Origin of the sequence: Agromyces sp. Root81, assembly GCF_001429165.1 — a bacterium.
In the GTDB taxonomy this organism is placed as follows: Bacteria; Actinomycetota; Actinomycetes; order Actinomycetales; family Microbacteriaceae; genus Agromyces.
Genome location: NZ_LMIR01000003.1, coordinates 141,918 through 166,538 on the forward strand (window position 1 = coordinate 141,918; position 24,621 = coordinate 166,538).

The following is a 24,621-nucleotide window of genomic DNA, read 5'->3' on the forward strand; positions in this document are numbered from 1 at the left end:
TGCGTGTACTCACGCTGATCGCGCGACTCAACTGGAGATCTTGACCGCCCCACCCTCTCCGACAAGACGCAGATAGCGCTCCCGGAACGCCCGCTCACCGCCCTCCATGATCTTGCACACGGCCTCGCGTACATCAGAGTCTTGGATTGAACCTTGATGCCCCACCACCGGGACAATTCCATGCCGGACGACAACCACGTTTTCTGAGTCCGCGTTCACAACTACGTTGGCGTTGTGCGTAACGACGATGACTTGTCGCCTGCGTTTCATGTTCTTCAACGTAGTAACCACAAGATCTGTGATCAGTTCATTGTCAAGATCGTCTTCGGGCTGATCGAGAATGAGCGGGTCCGTGCTCATGCGCAAGATGAGCGCAAGAAGCGTCGCAGTCTTCTGGCCCGGGCTGCCTTGTTCCAGGGCGCGGAAGTTGGCCTCGCCGTCCGCTCGATAGCGAACTCGAAGCATGTCCTCGGGGAACCAGAGGTCAATCGCTGCATCGAAGGCGGCGGGGTCCAGGCTTTCAAGGCGAGTAAACATGCGTGCTTCCACCACGATTCCAGCACCCTCGAGCTCCGGCGAACTCTGCCCGTGCTGCCGCAGCGACTTCAAGATCCGCTTCAGCTTTGCAAGTTCGGTGATGTAGGCAGGGTTCTGTGGAGGACTGTTGAGAACGGCTCGAATCCCGTCCTCCCCCGTGAAGAATCGGTCGAAGGACGAACTGATCTGCGTAATTCCCCGCAGATCCGCTTCAATGGCTGAAACATCACCCTGGCCAAAAAGATCCAGACGCAAAGACGTCGCGTTGAGGTCAAGACTCGCGATGTATTCCTTCCGCCGTTTGGTGAGTGTCGCGCGATGCTCGTGGACCTGCGTCAAGATCGCTTCAGCTGACTCTTGAAGCGTGGTCCGCGCGAGTTTCGCGGCTTCAACTTCATCAATGAGCTTCTGCAGACCCATTCGACGCTCGCTGAGTGTTGTGAACTCACCCTCGACGTCTACGTTGTCATTCTCACCATCTGATGAAGGGCGACTCAGCCCAGCCCGTACCTCGGAGATCCGCGCCTCGCGATCGGTCTGCTGCACCTCTTCGATTCGCGTGTCTGAAAGCAGACCAGCAAGGCGTTCGAGCTCGGCTATTACAGTCAATGCCGCTGTCGCTCTTCGAGCCTCCGCGGCGGTCTGATTCCCAGCTTCAGCGGACCGCGTTAGGACCTCTGCTACGCCGGCTCCAGCATCGTCAAGGCGTCGTTCGAGGGCCGAGATCTCTTGTTCGGCTTCACGATGAGCTGCGTCTGCGTCCATCAACGCCTGAAGTTCGTCCCCCAATCCGGAGTCACGAAGCAGTCTCAGCTCATCCAAACGGGCATCAGCATCAGCCAACTCGCCGAGTACGCGCGCCTCCGTTGCGAGCACAACATCATTGGCCGAGATCTTCTGGACGGCCGCCGCATAGTTTGAATTGAGAAGGTCTCTATCCGCTTCCCATTGCGAGAATTGAACGTGCGGTTGCGTGTCGATCACGGAAAGCAGGCTCTGCACGTCTTTGGCAGTCTCGTAAATCTGCTTCTGGCTGTAGATGAGAACGGGGAATCGGCTACTCACAGAGCCTGTGTCCGGGTACCATTCGTCGCCATCACGCCTGAGAATCGATGTCTCTTCGGGCTTCGAGCCCTGCCAAGTTAGACGAAACAGTCGGTCGCCTTTTGCGTATGTGACTTCGACAGTGGTTGAGGAGTCCCAAAATCTCTGCGCACTGGAGTTGGGTGCCACCGGCGAGAACCACGAAAGCTCGCTCTTCAGGTCGCTAGGCAACTCCTCGAACCGCTGCAACACCAGCCGCAACACTTCGAGCATGGTCGACTTCCCGACGCCACGCCCACCGATTAGAGAATTCAGCCACGGGCTGAGTTGAAGCTCAACATGTTCACCGGCCTGCGTGAGTTCGACCGAGATCAGTCTGTTATGACTAACGAGATTCGGATCTGTCTCACTCACGACCGAGCGGACGACAGATTGATCAGGATCGGCAAATGCAAGGCGGAGCCCGAGCAATGTTGGGCGCTCCATCTTCACCCACGTGAAATGGCTCCCCGGATACTTAGCTGCAACTCCTTCCGGTGCATTAGAGCCATCGAGATGGTGCGAGTCGGATCCCAGAACTGGCGCCCACCCGTATCCAACGGCCTCGGCGGTTTTCGTGTCACCCACTAGTTCGACGGCCTCAATGAGCGACGCATCGACGAGTTCCTTTAGGCTCCGCCCGTCCGTTCCAAAGATGCCTCGCGCACTGTCCGCGTGAGCAGGAACCGCGAGGCCCTTGGCACTGACGATGACCTCACATGCACGGAACAGCGAGTCTCTCGCCGTCGCGCTACTGGATCCCCTCACCCCGGTGTAATCCAAGTTATGAAGGACACCGTTCACGGTCTCGGCCGATTCACCGGGATCAAAGATGCCGAGAAGATGGAATCCTCCATCGGTGGTCAACTCAACCGCGGGAAAAAGGACCAGGTCACGATACCCAGGGTGGGCCTCGGCATGGAGCCGCTCTACCACGACCCGAAGAGGCTCGATCGCCGAGTGACTGTTGTGATCAGCGACCATGACAGCATCAACGCTGGCGCGCATGTATGCGAGGACCCAGTCTTCGAGTGAAACGCTGCTAGGAGGAACGGTGTCTGACCCATCCAACCCTCCAAAGTCGAAGGAATGCGGCGTGTGAGCGTGGAAGTCTACCTTCCACCAACGAGCTCCGGGCAACGGTCGATTGGTCACGCGTTCACGATATCGGCGAAGGTAGTCGGGCGTGGCACCATCGCACGTTGATGATTACTACCAGAGCTTCGTTATGACACCATCAGTGCCGTAATGGAGCTTGATGTTTCGTTCGCCAACAAGCTCGAGAAACCTCATCGATCGCCGCCGCCGCCGGCGGGTTCGCCTCACGAGTCTCGTCATGCGCTTCAAGTACGGTTTGGCGGCTGGCTGTTTGCCCCAGTGAGAGCTTTGAACAGACGCTCGAACACCTGAAGCGCGTTGACGAGGATCGATCGATATCGGTAACAGATACGCGCCCATAGTCATTCGTTGCGCGGGAACGGCTCACCGTCGGGCCATTGCTCGGGCAGCCCGAAATGATCGCCGAGCTCTGCGTACGGCTCAAGCCTCTCGATGTGTGTCCCATCGAGGCGGGAGGTCCGCCACACTCCGAGTGCCTTCACCGGGTCAATCGGATCAGGATGCAACCATAGCGTCGGTATCTCCTGCGTGACGCGCCAGGGCGCCACGTTGTGCGCCAGCAGTAATCCAGCCAAATGCCGATGCTTCCATTCGCCCGGGGAACCCCAGTACCCATCCCGAGCGCGAACTGAGCGGGCGGAATCTGGATCGCCCACCTCAAACTGGATCTTCCATGTCCCGAAGAGGGCGCCCAGCGTGTCTTCTTCGTCGTGGAACGCGGTAGCGACGTTTACAGCGACAACCAATGGCAAATCCAACGCACCGTAGGCGCTGCCCTTTGAGCGAATCGTGCCACGAAGGACCGACACATCGTCGAGCCACTGCGCCTCGCCGGGGCCAAAGACCCCGAGGACGCGATGATTCGCTTGGCCGCGCGAATCTGCGCGGACCGGTATCGGGCGGAAGGCCAACTTCCAGCCGCGTTCCTTCCAGTCGAAACGCTCGCCCCTCGGGTTGTCCCCGAGTGCGAGCTCGACCGCGTCCGGGTCCAACGCCGACAGCCATCCTTCCAGCTCCCGCCGGAGACGGGTGGTTGGAAGCGCCTGCGCGCCGATCTCCTTCACGTCGATCGCGAGGAAGAAGTTGGGGCTTTCTATGCGGTTGATTGCGTCGTAGACCTGCTGTCGACGCGCAGTAGCGCCAGCGTTTATGTCGCTCCCGAAGATGCACGTCGCCTCCACATAGAAGCGTTCTGAGCCTCGCGTAACCCGAAAATCCGGCGGTCGTGTGCCAGTCGGTACTGACGGGTGGATCTCGACGGTGAAACCTGCCTCCACGAACGTCTTGTGCAGATACAGTTCCCAAAACGCTGCGGCAGATTGCCGGTCGAAAGAGGAACGTAAGCGAGCGACGACGTCACGCCGCGCATCACCAGGGAGTTGGGTAGCCCAATCGTCAACGAGTTCGCGAACTTGGTCCCAATACGACCCCGCGATGCGATTGAGGAACGCAGCCGAGGTCTCCGCATGCGAGGCAGGTGAGGGATCTCGGCGCTCGAACTCGTCGAACACGCTGGAATGGGGAGCCATGCACTCATCATGGACGACCGGCTCATCCCGTGGGGTCTGGCATGACGTGGGCAGGGCGTCTCGCAAGTGACGGGCCGCACCGACTCGGCGGGGCGAAGGGGGCGACCCGAAACTCGCACGTGACCCACCCCCGCACCGCGATCACCGGCGGCACCGGATTTGTCGGACGCCACCTGGCCGAACGGCTCGGGCCCGAGGCATCCGTCGTCATCTCTCGCCGCACCGGCGTCGACACCGGTGACGTCGAGGCGCTGACGCGGGCGTTCGAGGGGTGCGAGGTCGTCGCGCACTGCGCGGGCATCAACCGCGAGATCGGCGACCAGACCTACCAGCGGGTGCACATCGAGGGCACCGCGAACGTGATCGAGGCGGCCAAGCGGGCCGGGGTGCGCAAGGTCATCATGCTGAGCTTCCTGCGGGCGCGACCCGACTGCGGGTCGCCGTACCACGAGTCGAAATGGGCGGCCGAAGAGCTGATCCGCGACTCGGGCCTCGACTACACGATCCTCCGAAGATGCTCGTGTTCTGGAACAGGACGAACACGTTCTGTTAGACCGTCTGCAGCGACTTGCCGACGATGATGATGAGCCCGGTGCGGGTGCCACGGCCACGGCCACGGCGCTACCAGGGTCCCTTCGCTCAGACGGTCACGGCCAGGTTCAGGGGTGCTCGACGCATGGCAGGATCGGAGTCGTGTCTACCCCCGCTGAGTTGACGATCGCCATCGTCATGTGCTCGGGATTCCTTGCGCTGGGAGTGTTCGCCATCGTCGCGCCGCGGCGGCTGTCGCGATTCTTCCAAATCGGCGGCGGGACACTGTACGGGCCGCGACTTGCCGCGAAGCTGTTCTCCGCTCGCCGGATGCGCTACACCGGCGTGCTGTTCGTCGTGTTCATCCCGTTCGTCGCGTGGAGCGCGATCGCACGAATCCTCGCGTGAGCCCGCGTTCTCGGACGCCACCTGGTCGTGGGCGCAGCACGCGTTCGTGAGCAATCGGGCGACGTTCGAACGTTGGACGGCGCGAGGCACATTCATACTTGGTCCATGACCGACGACCCACGTGTTCCGAAGACTGAGGACGACCTGGTGGCGTGGTCGTCGAAGAACCGAACCGAGATCGAGTTCGGCTTCTACGTGGCCGCACTCCCATTTGTCGGATTGAGTATTTGGCAAGCATCCAACGGCTGGTTCAGTTTCTGGATGGCAGTGCCCGCCATCGTGCTTGTAGCGCTCGGCTTGTTGGCAAGGTGGGTCACCAAGCCCGACAAGGAACCGCCCCGATCCGCTGAGCCGCCCACACCCTAGACTCGCCACGTGACCCACCCTCGCACCGCGATCACCGGCGGCACCGGATTCGTCGGACGCCACCTGGCCGAACGGCTCGGGCCCGAGGCATCCGTCGTCATCTCTCGCCGCACCGGCGTCGACACCAGTGACGTCGACGCGCTGACGCGAGCGTTCGAGGGATGCGAGGTCGTCGCGCACTGCGCGGGCATCAACCGCGAGATCGGCGACCAGACCTACCAGCGCGTGCACATCGAGGGCACCGCGAACGTGATCGAGGCGGCCAAGCGCGCCGGGGTGCACAAGGTCATCATGCTGAGCTTCCTGCGGGCGCGGCCCGACTGCGGTTCGCCGTATCACGAGTCGAAGTGGGCGGCCGAAGAGCTGATCCGCGACTCTGGCCTCGACTACACGATCCTCAAGGCGGGCATGATCTACGGCCGCGGCGACCACCTCATCGACCACCTCAGCCACACCGTGCAGACCCTGCCGGTGTTCGCGACCGTCGGCTTCCGCGAGAAGCCCATCCGGCCCATCCCGGTCGACGACCTCACCGACATCCTCGTCGCCGCGATCGACGGGCGGATGCCGCGTGAGACCGTCGCCGTCGTCGGTGCCGAGCAGCTCATGCTGTCGAAGGCCGTGCGGCGCGTGGCATCCGTCGTCGGACGCCGAGTGGTCGTGGTGCCGTGGCCGGTGTGGGCGCAGTTCGCGCTCGCGCAGGTGACCGAATGGACCATGAAGGTACCGCTCGTCGCGAAGGCCCAGGTGCGCATGCTCGCCGAGGGTGTGACGGATGCCGCGCCGCCCGCGGCATCCGTACCCGACGATCTGCGACCGCGGCGCATGTTCACGGCTGAGCAGATCCGCGCGAGCCTGCCCGAGGCTGGTGGGTTCGGGTGGCAGGACCTGCGGGTCAGTCGCTGAGTCTGCGACAACGTCCAAGCCCCTAGGGCATGTCTGACAATCGGATTCTTGGTGGGCGTGCAGATTCTTGGTGGGCGTGGCAGGGTCGAGGGGTGTCGCGGTTTCGGATGTTGTCGGATTCTCAGTGGGCGTTGATGGAGGAACTGCTGCCGGCGAGGTCGGGTCGGGCGGGGCGTCCGTTCGCTGATGCCCGTCTGATGGTCGAGGGCATCATCTATCGGTATCGGTGCGGGATCGCTTGGCGGGATCTGCCGCCGGTGTTCGGGCCGTGGCAGACAGTGTGGACCTGGCATCGGCGCCTCGCCGGCGAAGGCATCTGGGACACCGTGCTCGGCATCCTGTTGGGGGCTGCGGAAGCGGCCGGGTTGGTGGACTGGGTGGTGTCGGTGGACTCCACGATCGCCTGGGCGCATCAGCACGCGACGAACGTGAGCCGGCGCACAGGGGGCTGGTTCGAATTACACGAATCCGTGCCTCGAGCCGCCTGACCACGCCATCGGACGCTCCCGCGGCGGCCTGTCCACGAAGGTGCACCAGCTCGTCGACGGCCACGGTCGACCACTGGTAGTACTGCTCACACCAGGACAGGCCGGTGACTCACCAATGTTCCTACCATTGATGGGGCAATTACGAATCAACTCGCCGGGGCGAGGTCGTCCGCGGACTCGACCGGATCGGGTCCGCGCGGACAAGGCGTACTCCTCCCGGGCGATCCGCGCCCATCTTCGTGAGCGTGGGATCGGGGCCGTGATCGCTGAACCTCGGGACCAGGCTGGTCATCGTAAACGTCGCGGGACCCGCGGTGGCCGGCCACCGGCCTTTGACCGGGACGACTATCGCGGCCGGAACGTGGTCGAGCGGAGCTTCTGCGACCTTGAGCAGTGGCGTGGATTGGCGACTCGTTACGACAAACTTGCGATCACCTACCGCGCGGCCGTGGCCGTGCACATGGTCTTTGTATGGACCAAGGACCTTGCCCCCTTGAGGTCCGGCGGGAACCACGTTTGATGGGGCGGTGGTGTGGCAAGCTCGCACCCTAGGGTCGAGACTCATGCCTCGGCATCCAGGATCGGACGCGGAGCAGCGCCTTACCGGAACGCCGTTTGGCCAAGCGACCGGATGGCTTCTGCAACATCCTCTCGTCGTGCGGTGAATGATGCGAACCCGAGAGCATCGTTTCTGCCAACCCGCACGCTCCACGCCGCGTGACGAAGCATCTCCACATCGTTGTGATCGTTGCCGAAGGCCGCGTACGACCCGGGACGCAGCCCGATGCGTTGGAGTGCGTGATATTTGGTAACGCCATCCGGAGCCAGGTCGATGATCTTCTCGTCGGGATGTACGTTCATGCTCAGCGTCAATGCTCTGATCCGTGCGATGACATACGGGTCGTCGGTAAACAGCACGGCCTTCGAGTATGTCCGAATCGCATCTCTTGCGGTGTTGGTGGCCAAGTTGCCAACGTCCAGCTGGGCAAAGATGGGGTGTGATGGATCGCCGGTAAAGCTATAGTCCCAGTCGCCGTCGATAAGGTACGTCAGTGAGTATTCGCTGATCAGGGCGTCGAGACGTGCCCTCGTGTCAGCATCGAACCCAATCACCACCGACCCGGCTTGGTCGCGAACGAAGGCCCCGTTGCCGCCGATCAATGGCGCATCATGCAGGTCGGTGGGCAGTACAGGCAGCAGATCACGAATGGGACGTGCCGAAGCGAAGACCACCCGGTGCGAATTCCGCAACTCACGAATCGCATCAACGATCCTGTCGTCAATGGTCGCTCCGTTGAAGCACAGAGTACCGTCGATGTCGAACACCACATCACGGACAGTGGGGCTGCTCAGATTCATCAGCAACGACCCTACCTGTGCGAACCTCCAATCGATCAAGCTCCTAGCGCAGCAAGCGCGTGCCGGAGCATCGTCTCAAGCCACTCGTGGGCGTCTTCGGCAACGAGCCGTGCTTCCGGTACACCGTCCACAATCTCGACGCCTTCTCCGGTGCTTCGAACGGAGGCTCTGCTCTCTCCGGTCTCCGGCCTCAAACCGATTGTCAGACATGCTCTAGCTGTGCCTGGACCGGCAGCGCGGCATAACCTTGGCGGGAGCCGAGAGGAACACCCATGAGCTCCGACCCGAACGCCCCCGACGGAACGCATCCGACGTCACCGTCGGTGCGCAACGCACCGGTGCATCCGCAGCAGCAGCTCGTCATCCAGCAGGATTTGAAGGTTCCACCGAACGGTTTCGCCACCGCCTCACTCGTGTTCGGGATCATCGGCGTCGCGATGGTGTTCTGGGCCTGGATCCCGTTTCTCGGGATCGCTGCGGCCGCGCTGGGGTTCCCCTTTGCTCTGACCGCAGTCGTCACCGGGCACACCGGTCGCCGTTGTGCGAGAGACCTCGATGGACTCGGCAAGAGGGCGGCGCTCACGGGCACGATCCTCGGGTGGGCCACCATGGGTGTGATCGTGCTCTCCTATGGGTTCTGGTCTGCAGTCAGCAGCGGCGTCTTTCGTTGAGCTCGGCGAACCCCGTTACTGGGCGCGTGGCCCTGTTTCCGGCGTCGATAGCATCGATCCATGTCAACCGGCTCGGACACGGCCGCCCAATCTCTTGAAGCCCGCGCGCTCGCGGCTGAGCTCGCGCTCCTGCAGTCATCGGTGCGATCGGATGCCGCCGCCGTCGAGGCATTGCTGCACCCACGCTTCCGCGAGTTCGGGCGATCAGGGCGCGAATGGACGCGCGACGAGATGATCGCCGCGCTTGCGAATGACCCAGCCGATGGCGGACAAGTGGCCGAGGCATCCGACTACGTCGCCGAGATCGTGGGCGACGGGCTGGTACTCCTCACCTACCGTTCCAGAGATGAGCGCGGAGACGCACTTCGCTCTTCGCTCTGGGACCTCACCGAGGAGACCCCTCGCGTTCGATTCCATCAGGCGACACCGACCACTGCTCGCGGCTGAGCCGCCGGCGACCCCTCCCGCGCCGGTAGGCGCGACCCGACGGTCAGTCCAGGCCGACCCGCTTCGCAGCCAGGCTCATCCGCGCCGTCACCCAGGTCGCACACGCCATGACGGGGACCGCGACGAGCCAGGGCGTCCAGGCGCCCACGGGAAGCAGGAAGGCCACGATGCACGCCGCGAACCCGACCACGACGGTGATCATCAGCGGCAACAGCGACGCCTGCCGCCCGGCCTGACGGACCTGTTCATCAAGCGTGCCCGACGCGTAGAGCCGACGCAGGTACGGAACCCACGCCACGAATGCGGGCACGATCAACAACAGCGCACCGACCATTTGCATCCAAGCGATCCTAGTCGGCGCAACCTCGCAGATCCGCGAGAGCACTCCCGAGCGGGCGGGGTTCGAGCGGAGGGATTGCGGGTCAGCCGCTCTTGAGGCTTGGTGCCAAATCTGGCACCGTCTTCGTGTGGCTTCAGTGGAGAAGATCGAGCAGAAGGCACGACGGTCGCCGAAGTCGCTCACCTTCGCCGAAGCATGCGACCTTGCCGAAGCCCACTTCGGGCCGCCGAGGCAGGGCTCGGGCAGCCACGACAAGAAGAAGGAGGAGCAGACCTCATGAACAGCACCATCGAACGACCGGCAGTCGAGCACTACCGCTACTCCGTTGAATGGAGCACGTCGGACGGTGAGTTCGTCGCCACCATCGCCGAGTTCCCATCGCTGTCATGGTTGGCCGCCACTCAGATCGACGCACTGCGCGGGCTCGAAGCGGTCGTCACGTCCGTCATCGATGACCTGTTGGAGTCAGGCGAAGAAGTCCCCGAGCCCCTTGCAGATCGTTCCTACTCCGGGCGTGTGAACCTCCGGGTTGATCCAGCGGTTCACCGAAAACTGGCGACTGAGGCGCTGCGGCATGGCACCAGCCTGAACACGTACGCCGCTCGCTTGCTCGACCAGTAGATCTCTCCGAACGGGTCGAGCGTCAGGTGCCGCACGTCGCGAAGGCCCAGGTGCGCATGCTCGCCGAGGGCGTGACGGATGCCGCTCCGCCCACGGCATCCGTGCCCGACGACCTGCTCCCCCGCCGCTTTTCACGGCCGAGCAGATTCATTGACGGGCGCGGGGGCTGCTGTCATAGTGAGGACATCTCAACATTGGTACAAGGGAGTCCGTCATGTCCGCCATGATCCGAAAGAGTCTGAACGAACCCGAAGAGACGCGCCCGTTCGAGGACGGGATGGGACGACTCGAGCTCGTCGACGTCGAGGCAGGCGCCGTCGGAAGGGCCACCTTCGAACCCGGCTGGCAGTGGTCGAAGCACGTCAAGCCGATCGCGAATACCGAAAGCTGCCAGTTCGCCCACATGGGTTACGTCTTGTCCGGGCGGATGAAGATCGTCATGGACGACGGCGACGAGAACGAGTTCGGCCCCGGGGACCTCATGGTTGTCCCGCCGGGCCACGACGCGTGGACGGTGGGAGACGAGGCGTGCGTCGTCATCGACTGGCAGGGAATGAACGACTACGCCAAGCGCTAGGCAGCGCGGATAGCTTCCAGTCGGCGCCGAGCACCGCAGGTCTCGGGTCGAGGACGCCAGTGAGCTCGAGCTCTGCTCAGCGCGGCAGAGGGTCCGGGCCAGTCGCCGTGACCAGCCGTTGCGGGACCCAGCCGTCGACATGGTGGATGCCGTCGAATGTCCCACCCTGCAGCTCGATCACCGCGCGCAGCGAGCGGCGGTGGAACTTCACGTGAGTGAAGTCCTCGAAGAGGACGTAGTACGGCTCGTTCCACTGGTTCTGGAACTGCTGACCCGTCAACGCCGTCCGATGCCGGCGCGAGAAATCGTCGACCTCCTCGCCGACGACCACGCCGAAGTGCTCCATACCCATCTTGTAGACGCGCTGGTGGACGGGCGGGATGAGCTCGATGAGCGGAATCACCTGGCCGTCGAGGACGCGGAGCGGCTCGGCGAGGAGGATCATGGACATCGGCCGCCCGTTCCAGACGCCCTCCACATTGGCGATGGCATGGCGTTCGAGCAGGGTCCGCAGGTGGACATACTGGTCCCACTCCGGCACGCGGACGGCGAGGTGACTCAGCTCGTACGGCGCGATGTCGATGCCTCGAGCGAGCAGGCGGTCGCGCTGCTGCGCGGTGAACGCCCGATAATCTCCGATGATGTCGCCCACCGGATCGGCCATCGCCATCCCCCTCTCAGCCGCCATCTTACGACTGGGCGCGCACGGCGGCGCCCGCGTTGCCGCGTCATCGATCCAGCTGCGTCGCCTCGTCGAGCCGCCCGAGTTCCACTACGGGCATGCAGGCGACATACTCAGTCCCGTGAACATCGACCCCGACGCCCGATTCAGCCCCTATGGCACCACCGGCTCCCTGATCAACATGATCTTCTGCCCGGTGCTGATAATCGGCGGCCTCGTCATCGGCTTCACCCAGCATCCGATGGGGTTCCTGACCGCCGCTGTCGGCGTGCTTATCGAGATCCAGTTCATCAGGGTCCATCTCCAAGCTCGGCGGCGAGCAGAGGCTCGAAGCTCAGCGACGGCCGCGACGCAGGCGGACGTCGACGCCGTATGAGAAACGTGCGCACCGCGATCAATGGCGGCACCGGATTCGTCGGACGTGGTCAGATGTCGATCGGCCCGGGCGAGGCAGGCCGCTCGAGCATCCCTGCGGCAAGGATCCGCTCGACCATCCTCCATGCGCGTTCGCTGAGTGAATCGCCAGGATAAAACTCGCCGAAGAGTTCGTCAGCTGCTTCGACCGTCTCGATGCCGCAGATCGCGAGAAGCTTGCGGATGTCATCGGTGTCGCGCGCGGGACGGTTCGCCCGCAGTTTCATCGCGAGCAGCGCGTCGGCCGGCGCCACCTCGATCGTGACGAGTCCATCGTCGTAGATGGACTCCCAGCGCACAGGCCTTCCGTACTCAGGCGCGAGATTAGCGGGTTCGAAGTTGAACCAATCGTTCTGCCAACCTCGGTCTGCAGCGATGCGCTCGACGATTCGAGTCACGGAGGCATCGTCACCTGGATTCACGTGCAGCGCGTCGATGTCCGCCGTTGTTCGGCGGTCGTAGTGCCGAAGTGCGAGCGCACCCCCACCGATGATGCGCAGACCGGTCGGCTGACCCGCGCGCCGAAGCTCCTGGACGAGATCGCGCAACCCTCCGATGAGGTCTTCGCGAGCGAAGAGCGTCATACGCTCTCCAAGGTGTCGCGCCACAGCAAGACGCCCCGATCAAGAAACTCCTGCGGGACATCCGCCGGCGACGGCACCGCATCGGCAGGGTCGACAGGCAGCGGTCGCGCACGCTTCAGCACTCGAGACTCGTCGTTCGCCCACCCGGGAAGCGGGACCCCATCTTGATTGAGGCGGTAGGCGACCAATGCGGCGATGGCGGCATCCCAGGTCTTCGAGCCGGTCGACTCGGGTTCGGTGACGGCGAGGATGCCTCGCAGAAGGCCATGCTCGGCGACCAGGTTGTCGTTCATCTGAATGAGGTGCCGAAGCGCGAGCTGCGCGTCGTCCGCCTGCACCGCGTACCGGATGTCGGCAGCGACCGTCGCGACATCGTCTCGCGTCGTGGGTGCGGCATAGAGCCGATGACCCGCCCCAGCGAGAAGCCGAATCGCCGTGCTGAACCGAGGGTCTTCATGACGCTTCTCGGTGAGCGCGATACGCGTCTGCCCCAAGCGGGAACGTGCGGAGAGTTCACGCTGTGTCAGTCCCCGGCTGCGGCGAGCCGAACGCACGAGCGTTGCAATGTCAGCCACGGCACGCTCCTCCTCCTTGATTCGGTATTCGTAATCATACAGGACTTACAGCGTTGCGTCCCAGCAGCTCCGATGAGGCGAAACTGGCATACCGACTTTGCGGACAAGGTCCTATCGCGAACGTTGCCCGCTCGGGCAGCGCCATGAATGCGGTCTACAGCTCGCCGACGACGCAGACGCTCTCGCCGTCGAGCGACACCTGCCCCGGAACGATCGTGACTCGGATGTTCGCGACCGGCCCATCGCGTCCGCTCAGACGCACGAGCGTGTCACCGCCGTTCGACCGATCGCGGATCGAGGTCGTCAGCCCTTTCTCCTCCCAGTGCTGCTGTACTTCAGAGATCACCGCATCGGCGTCGGCATCGCCGGTCCACGTGCGGACGTCGACGACGTTGATGCCCTGCTCGTCGTTCGACAGCGTGCAGGGGTCGGGCGCGAGCGGAAACTCGGGATCCCAACCTTCGTCGTCGAGCCCCATGACCTCGCGGGTGGAGGTCATGAGTTCGATCAGCGCCTGCTCCGCGGCATCCGAGGTCGTGGTGGCCTCCTACTCAGTCGGTGCGGCGCTGCAGCCCGCGAGGGCTGCCCCGATGACCGCGGCGACGACGAACACCTGAAAGCCGGTGCGGTGGGAATCGGTCATCGGCTCGCGCGCTCTCCGGTTTCGCTGTGGTCCCCGTACCCATGGCCGGGTGCGAGGAAGCCCCGCCGCGGCGCTACCGTACCAGCTGCGTCGCCTCGTCGAGCCGCCCGAGCTTGTTCGGGTTGGCGATCGAGAAGATCCGCGTGATCCGTGCGCCCTCGATCTCGAAGCAGATCGCACCGGCGAGCTCACCGTCGACCTCGCCGCGGATCGCCGGATGCCCGTTCACCCACGTCGGCCTCGCCTCGAACGGCAGCGCGAGCTTCGCGAGACCGCCGAGCAGGTAGCGGGCGATCTTGTCGGCGCCATGGATCGGCCGGAGCGCGGCACCGCGCACGAGTCCGCCGCCGTCGGCGACGGACACCACATCGGGTGCGAGCACGTCCATCAGTCCTTGCAGGTCGCCCGAGTTGACCGCCGCGAGAAACCTCGCGACGACCGCCTCCTGCTCGGCGCGGTCGACCGTGACACGCGGGCGCCGGGCGGCGACGTGATCCTTCGCCCGGTGGGCGATCTGCCGCACGGCCGCCGGCGACTTGTCGACGGCTGCCGCGATCTCGTCGTACGGCACGTCGAACACCTCCCGCAGCACGAACACCGCGCGCTCGGTCGGGCCGAGCGTCTCCAGCACGGTCAGCATCGCGATCGAGACATCCTCGGCCAGCTCGACGTCGTCCGCGACATCCGGACTCGTGAGCAGCGGCTCGGGCAGCCACTCCCCCACGTACGACTCACGCCGCCGCGACATCGTGCGCAATTGGTTCAGGGCCTGCCGGGTCACGATCCGCACGAGGTACGCGCGCTCATCGCGCACCTCGCTGCGGTCGACTTGATCCCACCGCAGCCAGGACTCCTGCAGCACGTCCTCCGCATCGGCCGCGGAGCCGAGCATCTCGTACGCGACCGTGAAGAGCAGGCCACGGTGGGTGACGAACGGATCATCGGTCATTTGCCGAGCCTACGATGTCGGCCGCGACATCCGCCCGGGTGGCGAGCGGCGGCAGCTCGCATGCATCCGCGTAGCCCTCGGAATGGATGCCGAGCGCCACGTTCATGCGCGAGCTCATGTTCATGAACGCGACCTTGGCGGTGAGCTCGATGAGCGCGGCCGGGCCGAGTGCGTCGAGCAGCGCGGCCGACAGTTCGTCGGTGACGGCGGGCGGGGTCTGGCTCATCGCCTCCGCATACTCGCAGACCAGCCGTTCGACGGGAGTGAAGACGGATGCCTCGCGCCAGTTCGGCACCTGCCGCGCCTTCTCCTCGTCGAGGCCCTCGTTGTGCGACTTGTAGTAGTTGAAGTCGAGGCACCAGCTGCAGCCGATGTACGCCGCCGTCGCCATCACCGCGTAGCTCGCGAGATTCTTGTCGAGCTCGTCGAGCGCCTCGATCTTGCGGCCGATGCCCATCGAAGCCCGCATCAGGGCGGGGTGGTGCGCGAGCACGCCCATCGAGTCCGGCACCCTGCCGATCATCCGTCGGGCGGCGACCTTCACGACCGCTCCGAAGACTCCGGTGAGCTCGGTCGGCGGGATGCGGGTCTGGGTGGTCATCATGTCCTCCTGCGATCGTCGGCGGCCAGGGGTTCGGTTCCCGGATGATCCGTCGACATGAAGACACCGGATGTCGCGCGGTTGTGACATCCGCATGACGCGGGCGCGCACGCAGGGCGCGACGGATGCCTCGCCGGCCTGGGGTTTGACCCTCCGGTAGGGGGAGCCGCGATGCTGGACACATGTTGCAAATCGGTGAGTTCGCAGGTCTGACAGGGCTGAGCGTGAAGGCGCTTCGCCATTATGACGAGAAGGCTGTGCTGGTCCCGGCCGAGGTCGACGACGTGTCAGGGTATCGAAGGTACGGCGAGGGTCAGGTCCGTGATGGTGTCGTCGCCCGGGCGCTTCGTGACGCCGGCGTTCCGCTTCCGGCGGTTGCGGCGGCGGTTGCCGGCCGCGGGGCGCGCGATGCTCTGACGGAGCACCGTCAGCGGGTTCTCGAGGCTCGCTCGATCGAAGACCAAGCGTTCGTGGCCGCGGAGGATGTGCTTCGTGCGATGGAGGTTCCGGTTTCGGTCGTCGAGCGCGAGATGGCCGTGCAACCATTCGTGGGACAGGCGATCTCCGTGAGCTTGGATGCCCCTGAGTCGCTGTCCGATGAGGACGCCAATGCGGTGTTCGGGGAGCTGTTCGAGCGGTTGCATGCATCCGCTCTCGGCCCGAGCGGGCAGTTCTGGACGACGCTCCGGGCAGGCGAGCGGGGAACCGTCGAGGTCGTCTGCTGCTGGCCCACGCCCGTCGAGGTCGACGATGAGTGGTGCGGTCCGCAGGCATTCGCCGGAGTTCTTCCGGCCCGCACCGAGTTGGTCGCGACCTGGCGACCGACTCGTGGCGAGACGCTCCCTGACGGCGCCACGCACCCGGCCGTGGTCGCGCTCTTCGACGCGATTGCCGGACGGGAGATCGACCTGCGCGACATGGAGGTGCGCCAGACCGTGCTCGGCCAGAGCGAGGAAGACTACGCCGTCGAGGTCTCCGTCTCGGTGGAGACACGATGACGACGACGGCGACAGCCGCTGGGCTCATCCTGGTGTGATTCTCAACTCACATGCCCACGCCCCAGCGGTCAGTCCAAGCCGACTCGCTTCGCTGCCATGCTCATCCGCGCGGTCACCCAGGTCGCACACGCCATGACGGGGATCGCGATGAGCCAGGGCGTCCAAGCGCCCACCGGAAGCAGGAAGGCCACGATGCACGCCACGATCCCGACCATGACGGTGATCATCAGCGGCAGGAGCGACGCCTGCCGCCCGGCCTGACGGACTTGTTCATCAAGCGTGCCAGACGCGTAGAGCCGACGCAGGTACGGAATCCATGCCACGAATGCGGGCACGATCAACAACAGCGCACCGACCATTTGCACCCTAGCGATCCTAGTCGGGGCCTTCTCGCCGCTCACCGGCCGCCCGCGATGTCGCGAACCTGGGCGGGCGAGAGCTGGAGGAACCATGCGCCGCGGTCGAGGATGCCGAGCGTCGCGTACACCTCGGGGTTCACGCCGATCTCGTCGCGCTGCGCGTCGAAGTCGGTCTCGTAGTCGCTGCGCTGCCCGTCGACGAAGCTCAGCACGACGTCGTGGCGCGACGCCACCGGGTCGGTCGACAGCACCGGCGCCGCCGCGCGCACCGCTTCGACGACGCCCTCGTCGGACGCGTCGTCGAGATACAGCGAGACGACCACCTGCGTGTTCCACGGCGCACCGGGGTGCGTCACCGACCCGGTCGCGCCGTTCACGTTGTCGATGCCTGCCAGCTGCGATTCGAGCTCGCTCACGTCAGCATTCGCGGTGCAGCCGACGAGCGCGGCGCCCAGCGTGAGCATCGTGACCACCGACAGAAGCCTCATGCGGCCGCTCCGCTGACGAGCCACGGGTGTACTGGGCAACGTAGGCCTCCTCATCAGCGCGCGGCGACCGTGACCGCATCGAACGACGCCCGGCAGCTGGAATGTCAGCCGAGGCGGGGCCGACCGCACCTGCTCATCGCTCACTCGCCGTCCGCGATCTCGCGCATCTGGGCGGGCGAGAGCCGCAGCAAGTACGGCCCACTATCGGGCACGCCGAGCGCCGCGCAGATATCGGGGGTCACCGTGAGCTTGTACGATTCGGCATCGAAGTCGCTCTCGTAGTCGCTGCGCTGCCCGCCGATGAACAACAGACTCACCTCGTGACGCGAGCCCTCGTCGTCGGCGACGAACACCGGAGCCGCGCCGCGCACCGCTTCGACGATGCCCGCATCGCTCGGGTCTTCGAGGTAGAGCCTCACGACGAGCTGCGTGTTCCACGGCGCCCCGGAATGCGCCACCCTGACAGTCGCATCGTTCACACCGTCGACCGTCGACAGCTCGGACGCCAGGCCCGAGACATCCGGATTCGCGGCGCACCCGACGAGCGCGACCGAACCGAGCGCGAACAGGGCGACGAACGCCGTGACGCGCAACCGCCCGATCCGCCTACGACCCACGGGAGTACTGGGCAACGGAGACCTCCTCATCAGCGCGCGTCGACCGTGACCGCGTCGAACGACGCCGCGAGGGCGATCGAGTCGAACAGATTGAGCATCGCGTTGCGGATCTCGCCAAGCGGCGTCGCGAAGCTCGCGAGCACCACCTGCTTCGACCCCGGCACCGCGAACCAGTAGTCCGCCTCGAGGCGAACTGCGGTGACCGAGATGCCATCCTCCTCGACGAGCTCCTCGAACTGGCGCTCGGTGCGCAGCACGCTCGCGCGCGGCCCGTCGAGCCGCCGAGCCGTGTCGGCTCCCGCGGATGTCGACGAGGCGAGCCCCTGGCCCAGCACGCCCAGCACCGCGTCGGCCGACGTGCCGACCGCGGGCGTCATGCGCAGGCGCTCGGGCGCGTGCACGGTGAGGGACGCCGGCAGGGCGACGCCCGGTGCGGCCTCGATGCAGAGGAACAGCGCGTGCGCTTCGGCGTCACGCGCCGCGACGATAGCCCGGTTGAAGCTCTGCCGCAGTCGCCGGCGTGCGAGCGCCGCGTCGTCGGCGACGCCCGCCAACTCGCGAACGATCACCTCGACCTGCTCGCGAGCGTGCTGCTCATCGCGCGGGTCGACCGTGAGCCAGCGCCCCGGCAGCTGGAACGTCAGCCGAGGCGGGGCCGACCGCACCTGCTCATCGCTCACTCGCCGTCCGCGATCTCGCGCATCTGGGCGGGCGAGAGCCGCAGCGAGTACGGTCCGCTGTCGGGCACGCCGAGCGCCGCGCAGATGTCGGGGGTCACCGTGAGCTCGTACGATTCAGCATCGAAGTCGCTCTCGTAGTCGCTGCGCTGCCCGCCGATGAAGTACAGGCTCACATCGTGACGCGAGGTCGCGTCGTCGGCGACGAACACCGGAGCCGCACCGCGTACCGCTTCGACGACGCCGGCATCGCTCGGGTCTTCGAGGTAGAGCGTCACGACGAGCTGCGTGTTCCAGGGTGCCCCGGAATGCGTCACCCCTGCGATCGCGTCGTTCACGCCGTCGACCGTCGACAGCTCGGACTCCAGGCCCGAGACATCCGGGTTCGCGGCGCACCCGACGAGGGCAACCGAACCGAACGCGAACAGGGCGACGAACACTGTGACGCGCAACCGCCCGCTCCGCCTACGACCCACGCGTGTACTTCGCAACGTATACCTCCTCATAGCCGCTCTCGCCGGATCCGGCGAAGAAGATCTCGTCGCCCGGCCGGGGCTCGGGCAGGTAGTGCTCAGCCTCGGAACCGTACATGATGGCGTCGTGCATCGGCCACACGAGCGGCCGGTACTCCTGCCAGTCGGAGTCGAGGGCCGCGGCCCGATCGATCGGGTCGAGTCCGGCGAATTCGAGCGTGTGCACCGGATCGATGCCGTTCTTGATCTGCGTGACCCGTACACCGTCGGGCATGTCGCTGTAGTGCTTGTCGATCGCCGAGCCCGCGACGAACACCGACTCCACACGCTCGACGACTCGCGGGTCGGTCGCCAGCTCGCCCGCCATCATGCCGCCGAGCGACCATCCGGTGAACATGATCGGCGCGTCGCTCTCGAAGACGCCAGCGTCGGTCATCGCCTGCCACACCGCGTCTTCGTACTGGGTGCGCATCTCGGGGAACAGCGACAGCATCAGGTCGGTGCGGAGGTCGTTCATCGCCCCGTCGGTGTTGAACGGCCCCCAGTTCTGCGTGCTGGGCGTCTGCACGCGCCACGACACGATGTTGCCGTGTTCGTCGTGCACCGCGACGACGCGGATCTCGGTGAGGGCGTCCTTGCCGCGATCGTCTTGGCGGGCGAGCTGCGCCATCAGGCCCTGATAGTCGCGTGCTTCCTTGCCATCAGGCGTCGTCTCGGTCTTCGAGTTGCGCAACTGCGGCGCGCCCGCCTGCTCCGAGACCGCCAGCGCGATGATGCCTGCGGCGAGCGCGAGCCCCAGCACCAGGAGCCCGAGCGGCCCGAACGTCGTGAACACGAGACCCACCAGCGCGGCGGCGATGACCATCATGAGCAGCACGACGAGCGTCGAGATGAGCGCGCTGAGCGCCTGCATGAGCCATTCGACGACCGGTGTCAGCACCGCGGAGAGCCATTCCCCGACCGCGGAGAGCACGTCGCCGACACCGCCCCAGAACTGATCCCAGTTGTCGCCGAACGAATCGGCGCCGTGTTCGATCGCGGTCTCGATCTCGCGGATGGCTCGGTCGGCGGCATCCCAGATCTGCTCGCGCGCCTCGCGCAGCACTGCACGCGCGTCTTCGAGGTGCCGGTTGGAGGCGGCGATGTCGCTGTTGGCGCTCCACAGCTCGTCGCGGAGCCCGTCGGTCGACCGCCCTGCGGCCTCGGCCTGCACCATCTCGTTGTTCAAGTCGCCGAGGTCGCCCTGCAGGCGGTAGATCCGGTCTTGATGGAAGTCGGCGTCGTCGACGGCCGCACGGGCCCGCTCCTGCACCGACCCGAGCTCGACCGCGAACGTCGTCAGCGCCGACGCGGTGCCGCTGTACCGGCGATTCGCGCGCCGCAGCCCCTTCGCCGCCTCTTCGGCGCTGTCGCGCACCTTGTCGGTCGACTTGCTGACTTGGTCGTCGACGAGGTCGCGCAGCGCCTCTGCGGCTCGCTCGATGGCTTCGGCCGTCGACTGCAGCCGACTCGCGCGGGTCTCGAGCTCGGCGGGTCGCCCCGCGAAGACGTCGTCGTACTCGACGGCGAGTCCGGAACTCATCAGCCCTCCATCTTCTCGTCGAGCTCGGTGAACGTCTCGATGATCGCGTCGAGCCAGTCGTTCACGGTCTCGAGCTGCTCTTCGAGCTTGGCCCGGTTGTGATCCCAGTTGCCGGCGAAGTCGCGCACCCGGTTCGCCAACCGCGCCTCGCCCGTCAGGTCGGCGATGTCCTCACCGACGCGTCCGGCCGACGCGAACGTCTGCACGGCCGCACCGACCCGCGTACTCGCAGTGCGAAGCACAGAGAGGTCGAGGTCGACATCGGTCATCATCACTCCATTCCGCTCCAGCAGACTCTATCCGCGAGTCGACGCACGTGCTTCGAGCGCCGCCGCCGATCGGTCGCCTGAACACATCACACCACCCCGCTGGCGAGCGCGCGATGGGCACCGGTGCCCATCGGGATCCGGATGCTACGCCCAGCCGAGCTCGCCCAGCTTGGCGTCGAGCCGCGTTCCATCCACCCCTGAAGTGGGGCAGAGCCCACCCGTGTCGACGACCGCCTGCGGCGTAAGGTCGCGGGTGGGGGCATCCGCTCTCGAACTGCGTCTTGCGCGACGCCAGGGGGCTGGCCATGCGGAACTCCAAGTTGGCGGTCGCAGCAATCGCGGCCGTCACCTCGCTCATGCTGAGCGGCTGCGCCCCGGAGATCGACGACCCCCCGCTCACCGCTTCTCTTGACCCAGCGCTGCGCGAACAACTCGAAGCGGCCCTCGACGAGGGATTCGCGGCATCCGGGATGCCGGGGGTGATCGTCGGCGTGTGGTTTCCCGGCGAGAAGGAATGGGTCGCCGCCCGGGGCGTGGCCGATGTCGAGACCGACGAGCCGATGGCGCGCGACAACCAGCAGAAGATCGGCAGCATCACCAAGACGATCGTCAGCACGGTCATGCTGCAGGTGATCGGCGAGCCCGAGTTCGACGTGCGTCTCGACGACACCCTCGACCGGTGGTATCCCGAGTTCCCCGAGGCGTCGAAGATCACGGTGCGCATGCTGCTGAACCATTCGAGCGGCACCGGCGAGGCCGGCCGGGCTCAGGTCGACCGCATCTGCAGCGACCCGTACGCCGTGCCGACGCCCGACGAACTCATCGCGGTCGGCGCGGCGACACCCCGCGCCGATTTCGCTCCGGGTGAGGGATTCGAGTACGCCAACACGAACTACTTCCTGCTCGGCGGCATCCTCAAGCAGGTCACGGGCGAGGAGCTCGCGACCCTCATCCACGACCGCATCACCGAGCCGTTCGGCATGGAACGCAGCAGGTTCGCCCCCGACGGAAAGGTCACGGCCCCGCTGACCCACGGCTACTCCAGCTTCTGCCCCGAGCTCGGGGAGCCGGCCGACACCGTCGACTGGTCGAACGGCGAGAGCTGGGCAGGTGGCGGCATGGTGTCGACCCTCGACGATCTCTACGCGTGGGGCGAGGCCCTCGGCGAGGGTGCGGGCGTGACCCCCGAGCTGCAGGCCGCGCGGTACGCGGATGTCGCGCCCATCCCGGGCCAGGCCGGAGCCGCGTACGGCCTCGGCACGGGTCTCGAGATCGACGTCGAGACCGGCTGCGTCACCAGCGTCTCGCACGCCGGCGCCGAGCCCGGGTACGGCACGAACGTCGCGTACTACCCGGTGACCGGCGCGGTCTTCGCGGTGCTCGGCAACGGCGACGGCGGAACGGGCGACGCGGTGCAGGAGGTCTTGAAGACGCTGGGGCCGCTGCTCGGCCCCGTGCTCCTCGGGTCGTCGACCGAGCCGTGCGCCGCTCCGTGGGGATGAGAGGGGCCTGATCATGCGGAACTCCAAGTGGGCGGTCGTCGCGGTTGCGGCGGTTGCCATCTCCATGCTGAGCGGATGCATCGCCCTGACGCCGAACGACGCCTCGGTTCCGCCGACCGCGGCCGCCCCGCCCCTCGACCCTGAACTGCGCGAGCAACTCGAGGCGGCGCTCGACGAGGGCTTCGAGGCATCCGGAATGCCCGGCGTGGTCGTCGGGCTGTGGGTTCCCGGCCAAGAGGAATGGGTCGCCGCCCGAGGCGTCTCGGATCTCGACGCGAGCGTGCCGATGGACCGCGCGAACCAGTCCAAGATCGGGAGCATCACCAAGACCGTCGTCGGCACTGTCGCCCTGCAGGTCATCGGCGACGGTGAGGCCGGGCTCACCCTCGACGACACGATCGATCAGTGGTACCCCGACTTCCCGCTCGCCAACGAGATCACCGTGCGCATGCTCATGAACATGTCGAGCGGCATCGGCCCCCCGGGGCAGGCGCAACTCGATCGGATCTGCGCCGATCCGCACTCGACGATCACGCCCGACGAGATGATCGCCATCGGCGCAGCCACGCCGCGCGAAGCCTACGCACCGGGCGAGGGCAACACCTACTCGGGATACAACACCTTCATTCTGGGACGCATCCTCGAGCACTCGACCGGCACCGATCTCGGCGCGCTGATCGACGAGCGCCTGATGGTGCCGCTCGAGATGACGCGCAGCCGCTTCGCTCCCGATGCCGTGCTCGCGGAGCCGTTCAACCACGGCTACTCCGAGTTCTGCCCCGAGATGCCGCAGCCCACCGACACCACCGACTGGACCAACCACGAAGGCTGGGCGGCGGGCGCCATGCTCTCGACCATCGACGACCTGCACACGTGGGGGCTCGCGCTCGGCGAGGGGTACGGACTCACCCCCGAGATGCGAGCCGCCCGCATCGACGACCGCGCGCCTGGCACCACCGACGCGGGATACGGGTACGGGCTCAACGTGAGCGTCCACATCGACCCGGCGACAGGATGCCTGCTCGACCTCAATCACAGCGGCGCCGAGCCGGGCTATGGGGCGCACGTGCAGTACTTCGAGGGCTCCGGCGCGGTGTTCGCCCTCATCGGCAACGGCGACGGCGGCACGGGCGAAGAGTTCTTCAAGGTCGTCAAGGCGCTGCTCACGGTGCTGCCGGCGTCGGTGGCCGCGACATCGAGCGACGCTTGCCTCGAGTAGGGCGCAGGGGCTTCTCAGGCGTCGTCGTTGGCGCCCCCAGTGCTGAGACCCGCGAACGAGTGCCACCTGATCTCGGGACTTGTACCGGTTGCTGCCCCGACGTAGCTTCGCAGAAGCTGCCCGACTCTAGATCCCCCGGGTAGCCGAGAGCGTAGACCGCGATCGACTCCCCTGCTACCGCATCAACGTTGCTCGATTTGGAACCCTTACCGAAGGACCCGAACCATGAGCACCGACCCCGACACGCCCGCTGACTACAAAGTGGGCGACATCGTCAACGGGCACAAACTTTCCGCGCAGCCGGACGGCAGCCTGGCGTGGCTCCCATTCGAGGCTCCAACCCCAGCGAAGAAGTCGAAGAAGGCCCTCTGGATCACGCTTGGCTCAGTCGGTGGACTGCTCCTGCTGATCATCATCATCGGGTCGTTGAACCGCCCCAGCGCCAGCACCCCCCGGCCGGCCGCCGCGACAGCTACCCCCAAAGAGTCAGCCCAGGCGCCCACCGAGGAAGTGGAGGAGCCTGCGCAGGTGACCGTCCCTGACGTGACCGGGATGTCAGCTGCTAACGCCATGGCGACGCTCGCCGCCGCCGGCTTCGAGGTTTCCGCAGTGGACGACATGGCCGCGACCGTCACCGCCACGAGCCCAGCGAAGGGCGGGATCGCCGCTGAGGGCAGCACTGTCATTCTGACCGTCGAGGTCAAGCCGAAGTTGACGCTGTCGCAGCAGAACGCAGTTGGGAAGGGTCAGTCGTACCTCGCCATGACGGGCTTCTCACGCACCAGCCTGATCGGCCAGCTCGAGTACGAGGGCTTCTCAACCGAGGACGCAACGTTCGCGGCGGACTACATTGCGCCTGACTGGAATGCGGAGGCCGCAGAGAAGGCGAAGTCGTACCTCGAGTTGACGTCGTTCTCTCGCGACGGGCTCTACGAGCAGTTGGCGTACGAAGGTTTCGAGGCCGGGCAGATCGAAGCCGGCCTCGCCGCGGTCGGGTACTGATCGAA

Annotated in this window: 32 protein-coding genes and 1 pseudogene; 16 read left to right on the forward strand and 17 right to left on the reverse strand. The window is 65.7% G+C overall.

What is annotated here, in order from left to right; genetic code table 11:
• Positions 1-27: 27 nt before the first annotated feature.
• Both ASE14_RS20655 and ASE14_RS15200 read right to left on the reverse strand, forming a co-directional pair.
• Positions 28-2,775, reverse strand: coding sequence for a TrlF family AAA-like ATPase (locus tag ASE14_RS20655; RefSeq protein WP_157373028.1), 2,748 nt, complete (start codon positions 2,773-2,775; stop codon positions 28-30).
• A 305-nt stretch (positions 2,776-3,080) separates the two neighbouring features.
• Complete coding sequence (locus ASE14_RS15200; protein WP_157373029.1) at positions 3,081-4,268, reverse strand: hypothetical protein; 1,188 nt, start codon at positions 4,266-4,268, stop codon at positions 3,081-3,083.
• 119 nt (positions 4,269-4,387) lie between these two features.
• Here ASE14_RS15200 and ASE14_RS15205 point away from each other — a divergent pair, with 119 nt between their 5' ends.
• From ASE14_RS15205 to ASE14_RS20160, 5 genes are all read left to right on the forward strand, one after another.
• Positions 4,388-4,849 carry an SDR family oxidoreductase gene (locus ASE14_RS15205; protein WP_235511428.1) on the forward strand — a complete coding sequence of 154 codons (462 nt, stop codon included), beginning with the start codon at positions 4,388-4,390 and terminating at the stop codon, positions 4,847-4,849.
• A gap of 112 nt (positions 4,850-4,961) precedes the next feature.
• On the forward strand, positions 4,962-5,207 hold the full coding sequence (locus ASE14_RS15210; RefSeq protein ID WP_157373030.1) for a hypothetical protein: 246 nt from the start codon (positions 4,962-4,964) through the stop codon (positions 5,205-5,207).
• Positions 5,208-5,312: 105 nt separating this feature from the next.
• Positions 5,313-5,573, forward strand: a complete 261-nt coding sequence (locus ASE14_RS20660) for a hypothetical protein (protein WP_157373031.1) — start codon at positions 5,313-5,315, stop codon at positions 5,571-5,573.
• Between the two features lie 9 nt (positions 5,574-5,582).
• The gene (locus tag ASE14_RS15215) at positions 5,583-6,479 is read left to right on the forward strand and encodes an SDR family oxidoreductase (RefSeq protein WP_056656860.1); all 897 of its coding nucleotides are present in this window, start codon (positions 5,583-5,585) and stop codon (positions 6,477-6,479) included.
• A 92-nt stretch (positions 6,480-6,571) separates the two neighbouring features.
• Positions 6,572-7,487 (forward strand): IS5 family transposase gene (locus ASE14_RS20160; protein WP_200953365.1). Its coding sequence is split into 2 segments (ribosomal slippage): positions 6,572-6,922 and positions 6,924-7,487, totalling 915 coding nucleotides; the frame shifts between segments, so codons are not numbered across the junction.
• Positions 7,488-7,567: 80 nt separating this feature from the next.
• On the opposite strand, the gene ASE14_RS15230 is transcribed toward ASE14_RS20160, so the two are convergent.
• Positions 7,568-8,326: an HAD-IIB family hydrolase gene (locus ASE14_RS15230; RefSeq protein ID WP_056656869.1), complete on the reverse strand. Its 759-nt coding sequence runs from the start codon at positions 8,324-8,326 to the stop codon at positions 7,568-7,570.
• 272 nt (positions 8,327-8,598) lie between these two features.
• Between ASE14_RS15230 and ASE14_RS15235 the strand changes: the two genes are divergently transcribed.
• Together ASE14_RS15235 and ASE14_RS15240 are read left to right on the forward strand one after the other, a co-directional pair.
• Positions 8,599-8,997: a DUF4190 domain-containing protein gene (locus tag ASE14_RS15235; RefSeq protein WP_056656872.1), complete on the forward strand. Its 399-nt coding sequence runs from the start codon at positions 8,599-8,601 to the stop codon at positions 8,995-8,997.
• Between the two features lie 60 nt (positions 8,998-9,057).
• Entirely contained in the window at positions 9,058-9,444 is a 387-nt protein-coding gene (locus ASE14_RS15240) for a DUF4440 domain-containing protein (RefSeq protein WP_056656875.1), read from the forward strand.
• Between the two features lie 43 nt (positions 9,445-9,487).
• On the opposite strand, the gene ASE14_RS15245 is transcribed toward ASE14_RS15240, so the two are convergent.
• Complete coding sequence (locus tag ASE14_RS15245; RefSeq protein ID WP_157373032.1) at positions 9,488-9,778, reverse strand: hypothetical protein; 291 nt, start codon at positions 9,776-9,778, stop codon at positions 9,488-9,490.
• Positions 9,779-9,911: 133 nt separating this feature from the next.
• On the opposite strand from ASE14_RS15245, the gene ASE14_RS20665 reads away from it, so the two are divergent.
• The 3 genes from ASE14_RS20665 (at position 9,912) to ASE14_RS15255 (ending at position 10,982) form a co-directional block, all read left to right on the forward strand.
• Positions 9,912-10,064, forward strand: a complete 153-nt coding sequence (locus tag ASE14_RS20665) for a hypothetical protein (protein WP_157373033.1) — start codon at positions 9,912-9,914, stop codon at positions 10,062-10,064.
• Positions 10,061-10,405 carry a type II toxin-antitoxin system HicB family antitoxin gene (locus ASE14_RS15250; protein WP_056656881.1) on the forward strand — a complete coding sequence of 115 codons (345 nt, stop codon included), beginning with the start codon at positions 10,061-10,063 and terminating at the stop codon, positions 10,403-10,405. The genes ASE14_RS20665 and ASE14_RS15250 overlap by 4 nt, the downstream gene beginning before the upstream one ends.
• 214 nt (positions 10,406-10,619) lie before the next feature.
• Entirely contained in the window at positions 10,620-10,982 is a 363-nt protein-coding gene (locus ASE14_RS15255; RefSeq protein ID WP_056656884.1) for a cupin domain-containing protein, read from the forward strand.
• Positions 10,983-11,058: 76 nt separating this feature from the next.
• Here ASE14_RS15255 and ASE14_RS15260 read toward each other — a convergent pair whose 3' ends face one another.
• A complete protein-coding gene (locus ASE14_RS15260; RefSeq protein WP_162257751.1) occupies positions 11,059-11,646 on the reverse strand; it encodes a VOC family protein in 588 nt (195 codons plus the stop codon).
• 139 nt (positions 11,647-11,785) lie between these two features.
• Here ASE14_RS15260 and ASE14_RS20670 point away from each other — a divergent pair, with 139 nt between their 5' ends.
• The gene (locus ASE14_RS20670) at positions 11,786-12,040 is read left to right on the forward strand and encodes a hypothetical protein (protein WP_157373034.1); all 255 of its coding nucleotides are present in this window, start codon (positions 11,786-11,788) and stop codon (positions 12,038-12,040) included.
• Positions 12,041-12,089: 49 nt separating this feature from the next.
• Here the strand turns inward: ASE14_RS20670 and ASE14_RS15270 are convergent, their stop codons facing one another.
• The 5 genes from ASE14_RS15270 to ASE14_RS15290 all read right to left on the reverse strand — a co-directional run bounded on the left by ASE14_RS15270 (position 12,090) and on the right by ASE14_RS15290 (position 15,430).
• The gene (locus tag ASE14_RS15270) at positions 12,090-12,662 is read right to left on the reverse strand and encodes a DUF6036 family nucleotidyltransferase (RefSeq protein ID WP_056656892.1); all 573 of its coding nucleotides are present in this window, start codon (positions 12,660-12,662) and stop codon (positions 12,090-12,092) included.
• Positions 12,659-13,000 carry a hypothetical protein gene (locus tag ASE14_RS15275; protein ID WP_157373035.1) on the reverse strand — a complete coding sequence of 114 codons (342 nt, stop codon included), beginning with the start codon at positions 12,998-13,000 and terminating at the stop codon, positions 12,659-12,661. Before ASE14_RS15275 ends, ASE14_RS15270 begins: the two co-directional genes overlap by 4 nt.
• A gap of 391 nt (positions 13,001-13,391) precedes the next feature.
• A complete protein-coding gene (locus tag ASE14_RS15280; protein WP_056656898.1) occupies positions 13,392-13,736 on the reverse strand; it encodes a hypothetical protein in 345 nt (114 codons plus the stop codon).
• 217 nt (positions 13,737-13,953) lie between these two features.
• The gene (locus tag ASE14_RS15285; protein ID WP_056656901.1) at positions 13,954-14,829 is read right to left on the reverse strand and encodes an RNA polymerase sigma-70 factor; all 876 of its coding nucleotides are present in this window, start codon (positions 14,827-14,829) and stop codon (positions 13,954-13,956) included.
• Positions 14,819-15,430, reverse strand: coding sequence for a carboxymuconolactone decarboxylase family protein (locus ASE14_RS15290; protein ID WP_056657687.1), 612 nt, complete (start codon positions 15,428-15,430; stop codon positions 14,819-14,821). The genes ASE14_RS15285 and ASE14_RS15290 overlap by 11 nt, the downstream gene beginning before the upstream one ends.
• A 182-nt stretch (positions 15,431-15,612) precedes the next feature.
• Between ASE14_RS15290 and ASE14_RS21455 the strand changes: the two are divergent.
• Positions 15,613-15,801 (forward strand): annotated as a pseudogene (locus ASE14_RS21455) (MerR family DNA-binding transcriptional regulator); the annotation flags it as partial.
• 126 nt (positions 15,802-15,927) lie between these two features.
• A complete protein-coding gene (locus tag ASE14_RS21270) occupies positions 15,928-16,428 on the forward strand; it encodes a hypothetical protein (protein ID WP_235511429.1) in 501 nt (166 codons plus the stop codon).
• A gap of 68 nt (positions 16,429-16,496) precedes the next feature.
• On the opposite strand, the gene ASE14_RS15300 is transcribed toward ASE14_RS21270, so the two are convergent.
• From ASE14_RS15300 to ASE14_RS15330, 7 genes are all read right to left on the reverse strand, one after another.
• Positions 16,497-16,787: a hypothetical protein gene (locus tag ASE14_RS15300; RefSeq protein WP_157373036.1), complete on the reverse strand. Its 291-nt coding sequence runs from the start codon at positions 16,785-16,787 to the stop codon at positions 16,497-16,499.
• A gap of 38 nt (positions 16,788-16,825) precedes the next feature.
• The gene (locus tag ASE14_RS15305) at positions 16,826-17,275 is read right to left on the reverse strand and encodes a hypothetical protein (protein ID WP_157373037.1); all 450 of its coding nucleotides are present in this window, start codon (positions 17,273-17,275) and stop codon (positions 16,826-16,828) included.
• A gap of 140 nt (positions 17,276-17,415) precedes the next feature.
• Positions 17,416-17,868 (reverse strand): hypothetical protein, encoded by a 453-nt coding sequence (locus ASE14_RS15310; protein WP_056656912.1) that lies wholly within the window; start codon positions 17,866-17,868, stop codon positions 17,416-17,418.
• 53 nt (positions 17,869-17,921) lie between these two features.
• A complete protein-coding gene (locus ASE14_RS15315; RefSeq protein ID WP_082600946.1) occupies positions 17,922-18,572 on the reverse strand; it encodes a hypothetical protein in 651 nt (216 codons plus the stop codon).
• Positions 18,569-19,021 carry a hypothetical protein gene (locus tag ASE14_RS15320; protein ID WP_235511430.1) on the reverse strand — a complete coding sequence of 151 codons (453 nt, stop codon included), beginning with the start codon at positions 19,019-19,021 and terminating at the stop codon, positions 18,569-18,571. The genes ASE14_RS15315 and ASE14_RS15320 overlap by 4 nt, the downstream gene beginning before the upstream one ends.
• A gap of 13 nt (positions 19,022-19,034) precedes the next feature.
• Positions 19,035-20,624 carry a putative T7SS-secreted protein gene (locus tag ASE14_RS15325; RefSeq protein ID WP_056656918.1) on the reverse strand — a complete coding sequence of 530 codons (1,590 nt, stop codon included), beginning with the start codon at positions 20,622-20,624 and terminating at the stop codon, positions 19,035-19,037.
• Positions 20,624-20,893, reverse strand: a complete 270-nt coding sequence (locus tag ASE14_RS15330) for a hypothetical protein (RefSeq protein ID WP_235511431.1) — start codon at positions 20,891-20,893, stop codon at positions 20,624-20,626. The genes ASE14_RS15325 and ASE14_RS15330 overlap by 1 nt, the downstream gene beginning before the upstream one ends.
• Positions 20,894-21,198: 305 nt before the next feature.
• On the opposite strand from ASE14_RS15330, the gene ASE14_RS15335 reads away from it, so the two are divergent.
• The 3 genes from ASE14_RS15335 (at position 21,199) to ASE14_RS15345 (ending at position 24,616) form a co-directional block, all read left to right on the forward strand.
• Positions 21,199-22,395: a serine hydrolase gene (locus ASE14_RS15335; RefSeq protein ID WP_056656924.1), complete on the forward strand. Its 1,197-nt coding sequence runs from the start codon at positions 21,199-21,201 to the stop codon at positions 22,393-22,395.
• Positions 22,396-22,408: 13 nt separating this feature from the next.
• The gene (locus ASE14_RS15340) at positions 22,409-23,614 is read left to right on the forward strand and encodes a serine hydrolase (RefSeq protein WP_056656926.1); all 1,206 of its coding nucleotides are present in this window, start codon (positions 22,409-22,411) and stop codon (positions 23,612-23,614) included.
• Positions 23,615-23,839: 225 nt separating this feature from the next.
• The gene (locus ASE14_RS15345; protein WP_056656929.1) at positions 23,840-24,616 is read left to right on the forward strand and encodes an Ltp family lipoprotein; all 777 of its coding nucleotides are present in this window, start codon (positions 23,840-23,842) and stop codon (positions 24,614-24,616) included.
• The last annotated feature ends 5 nt before the right edge of the window (positions 24,617-24,621 follow it).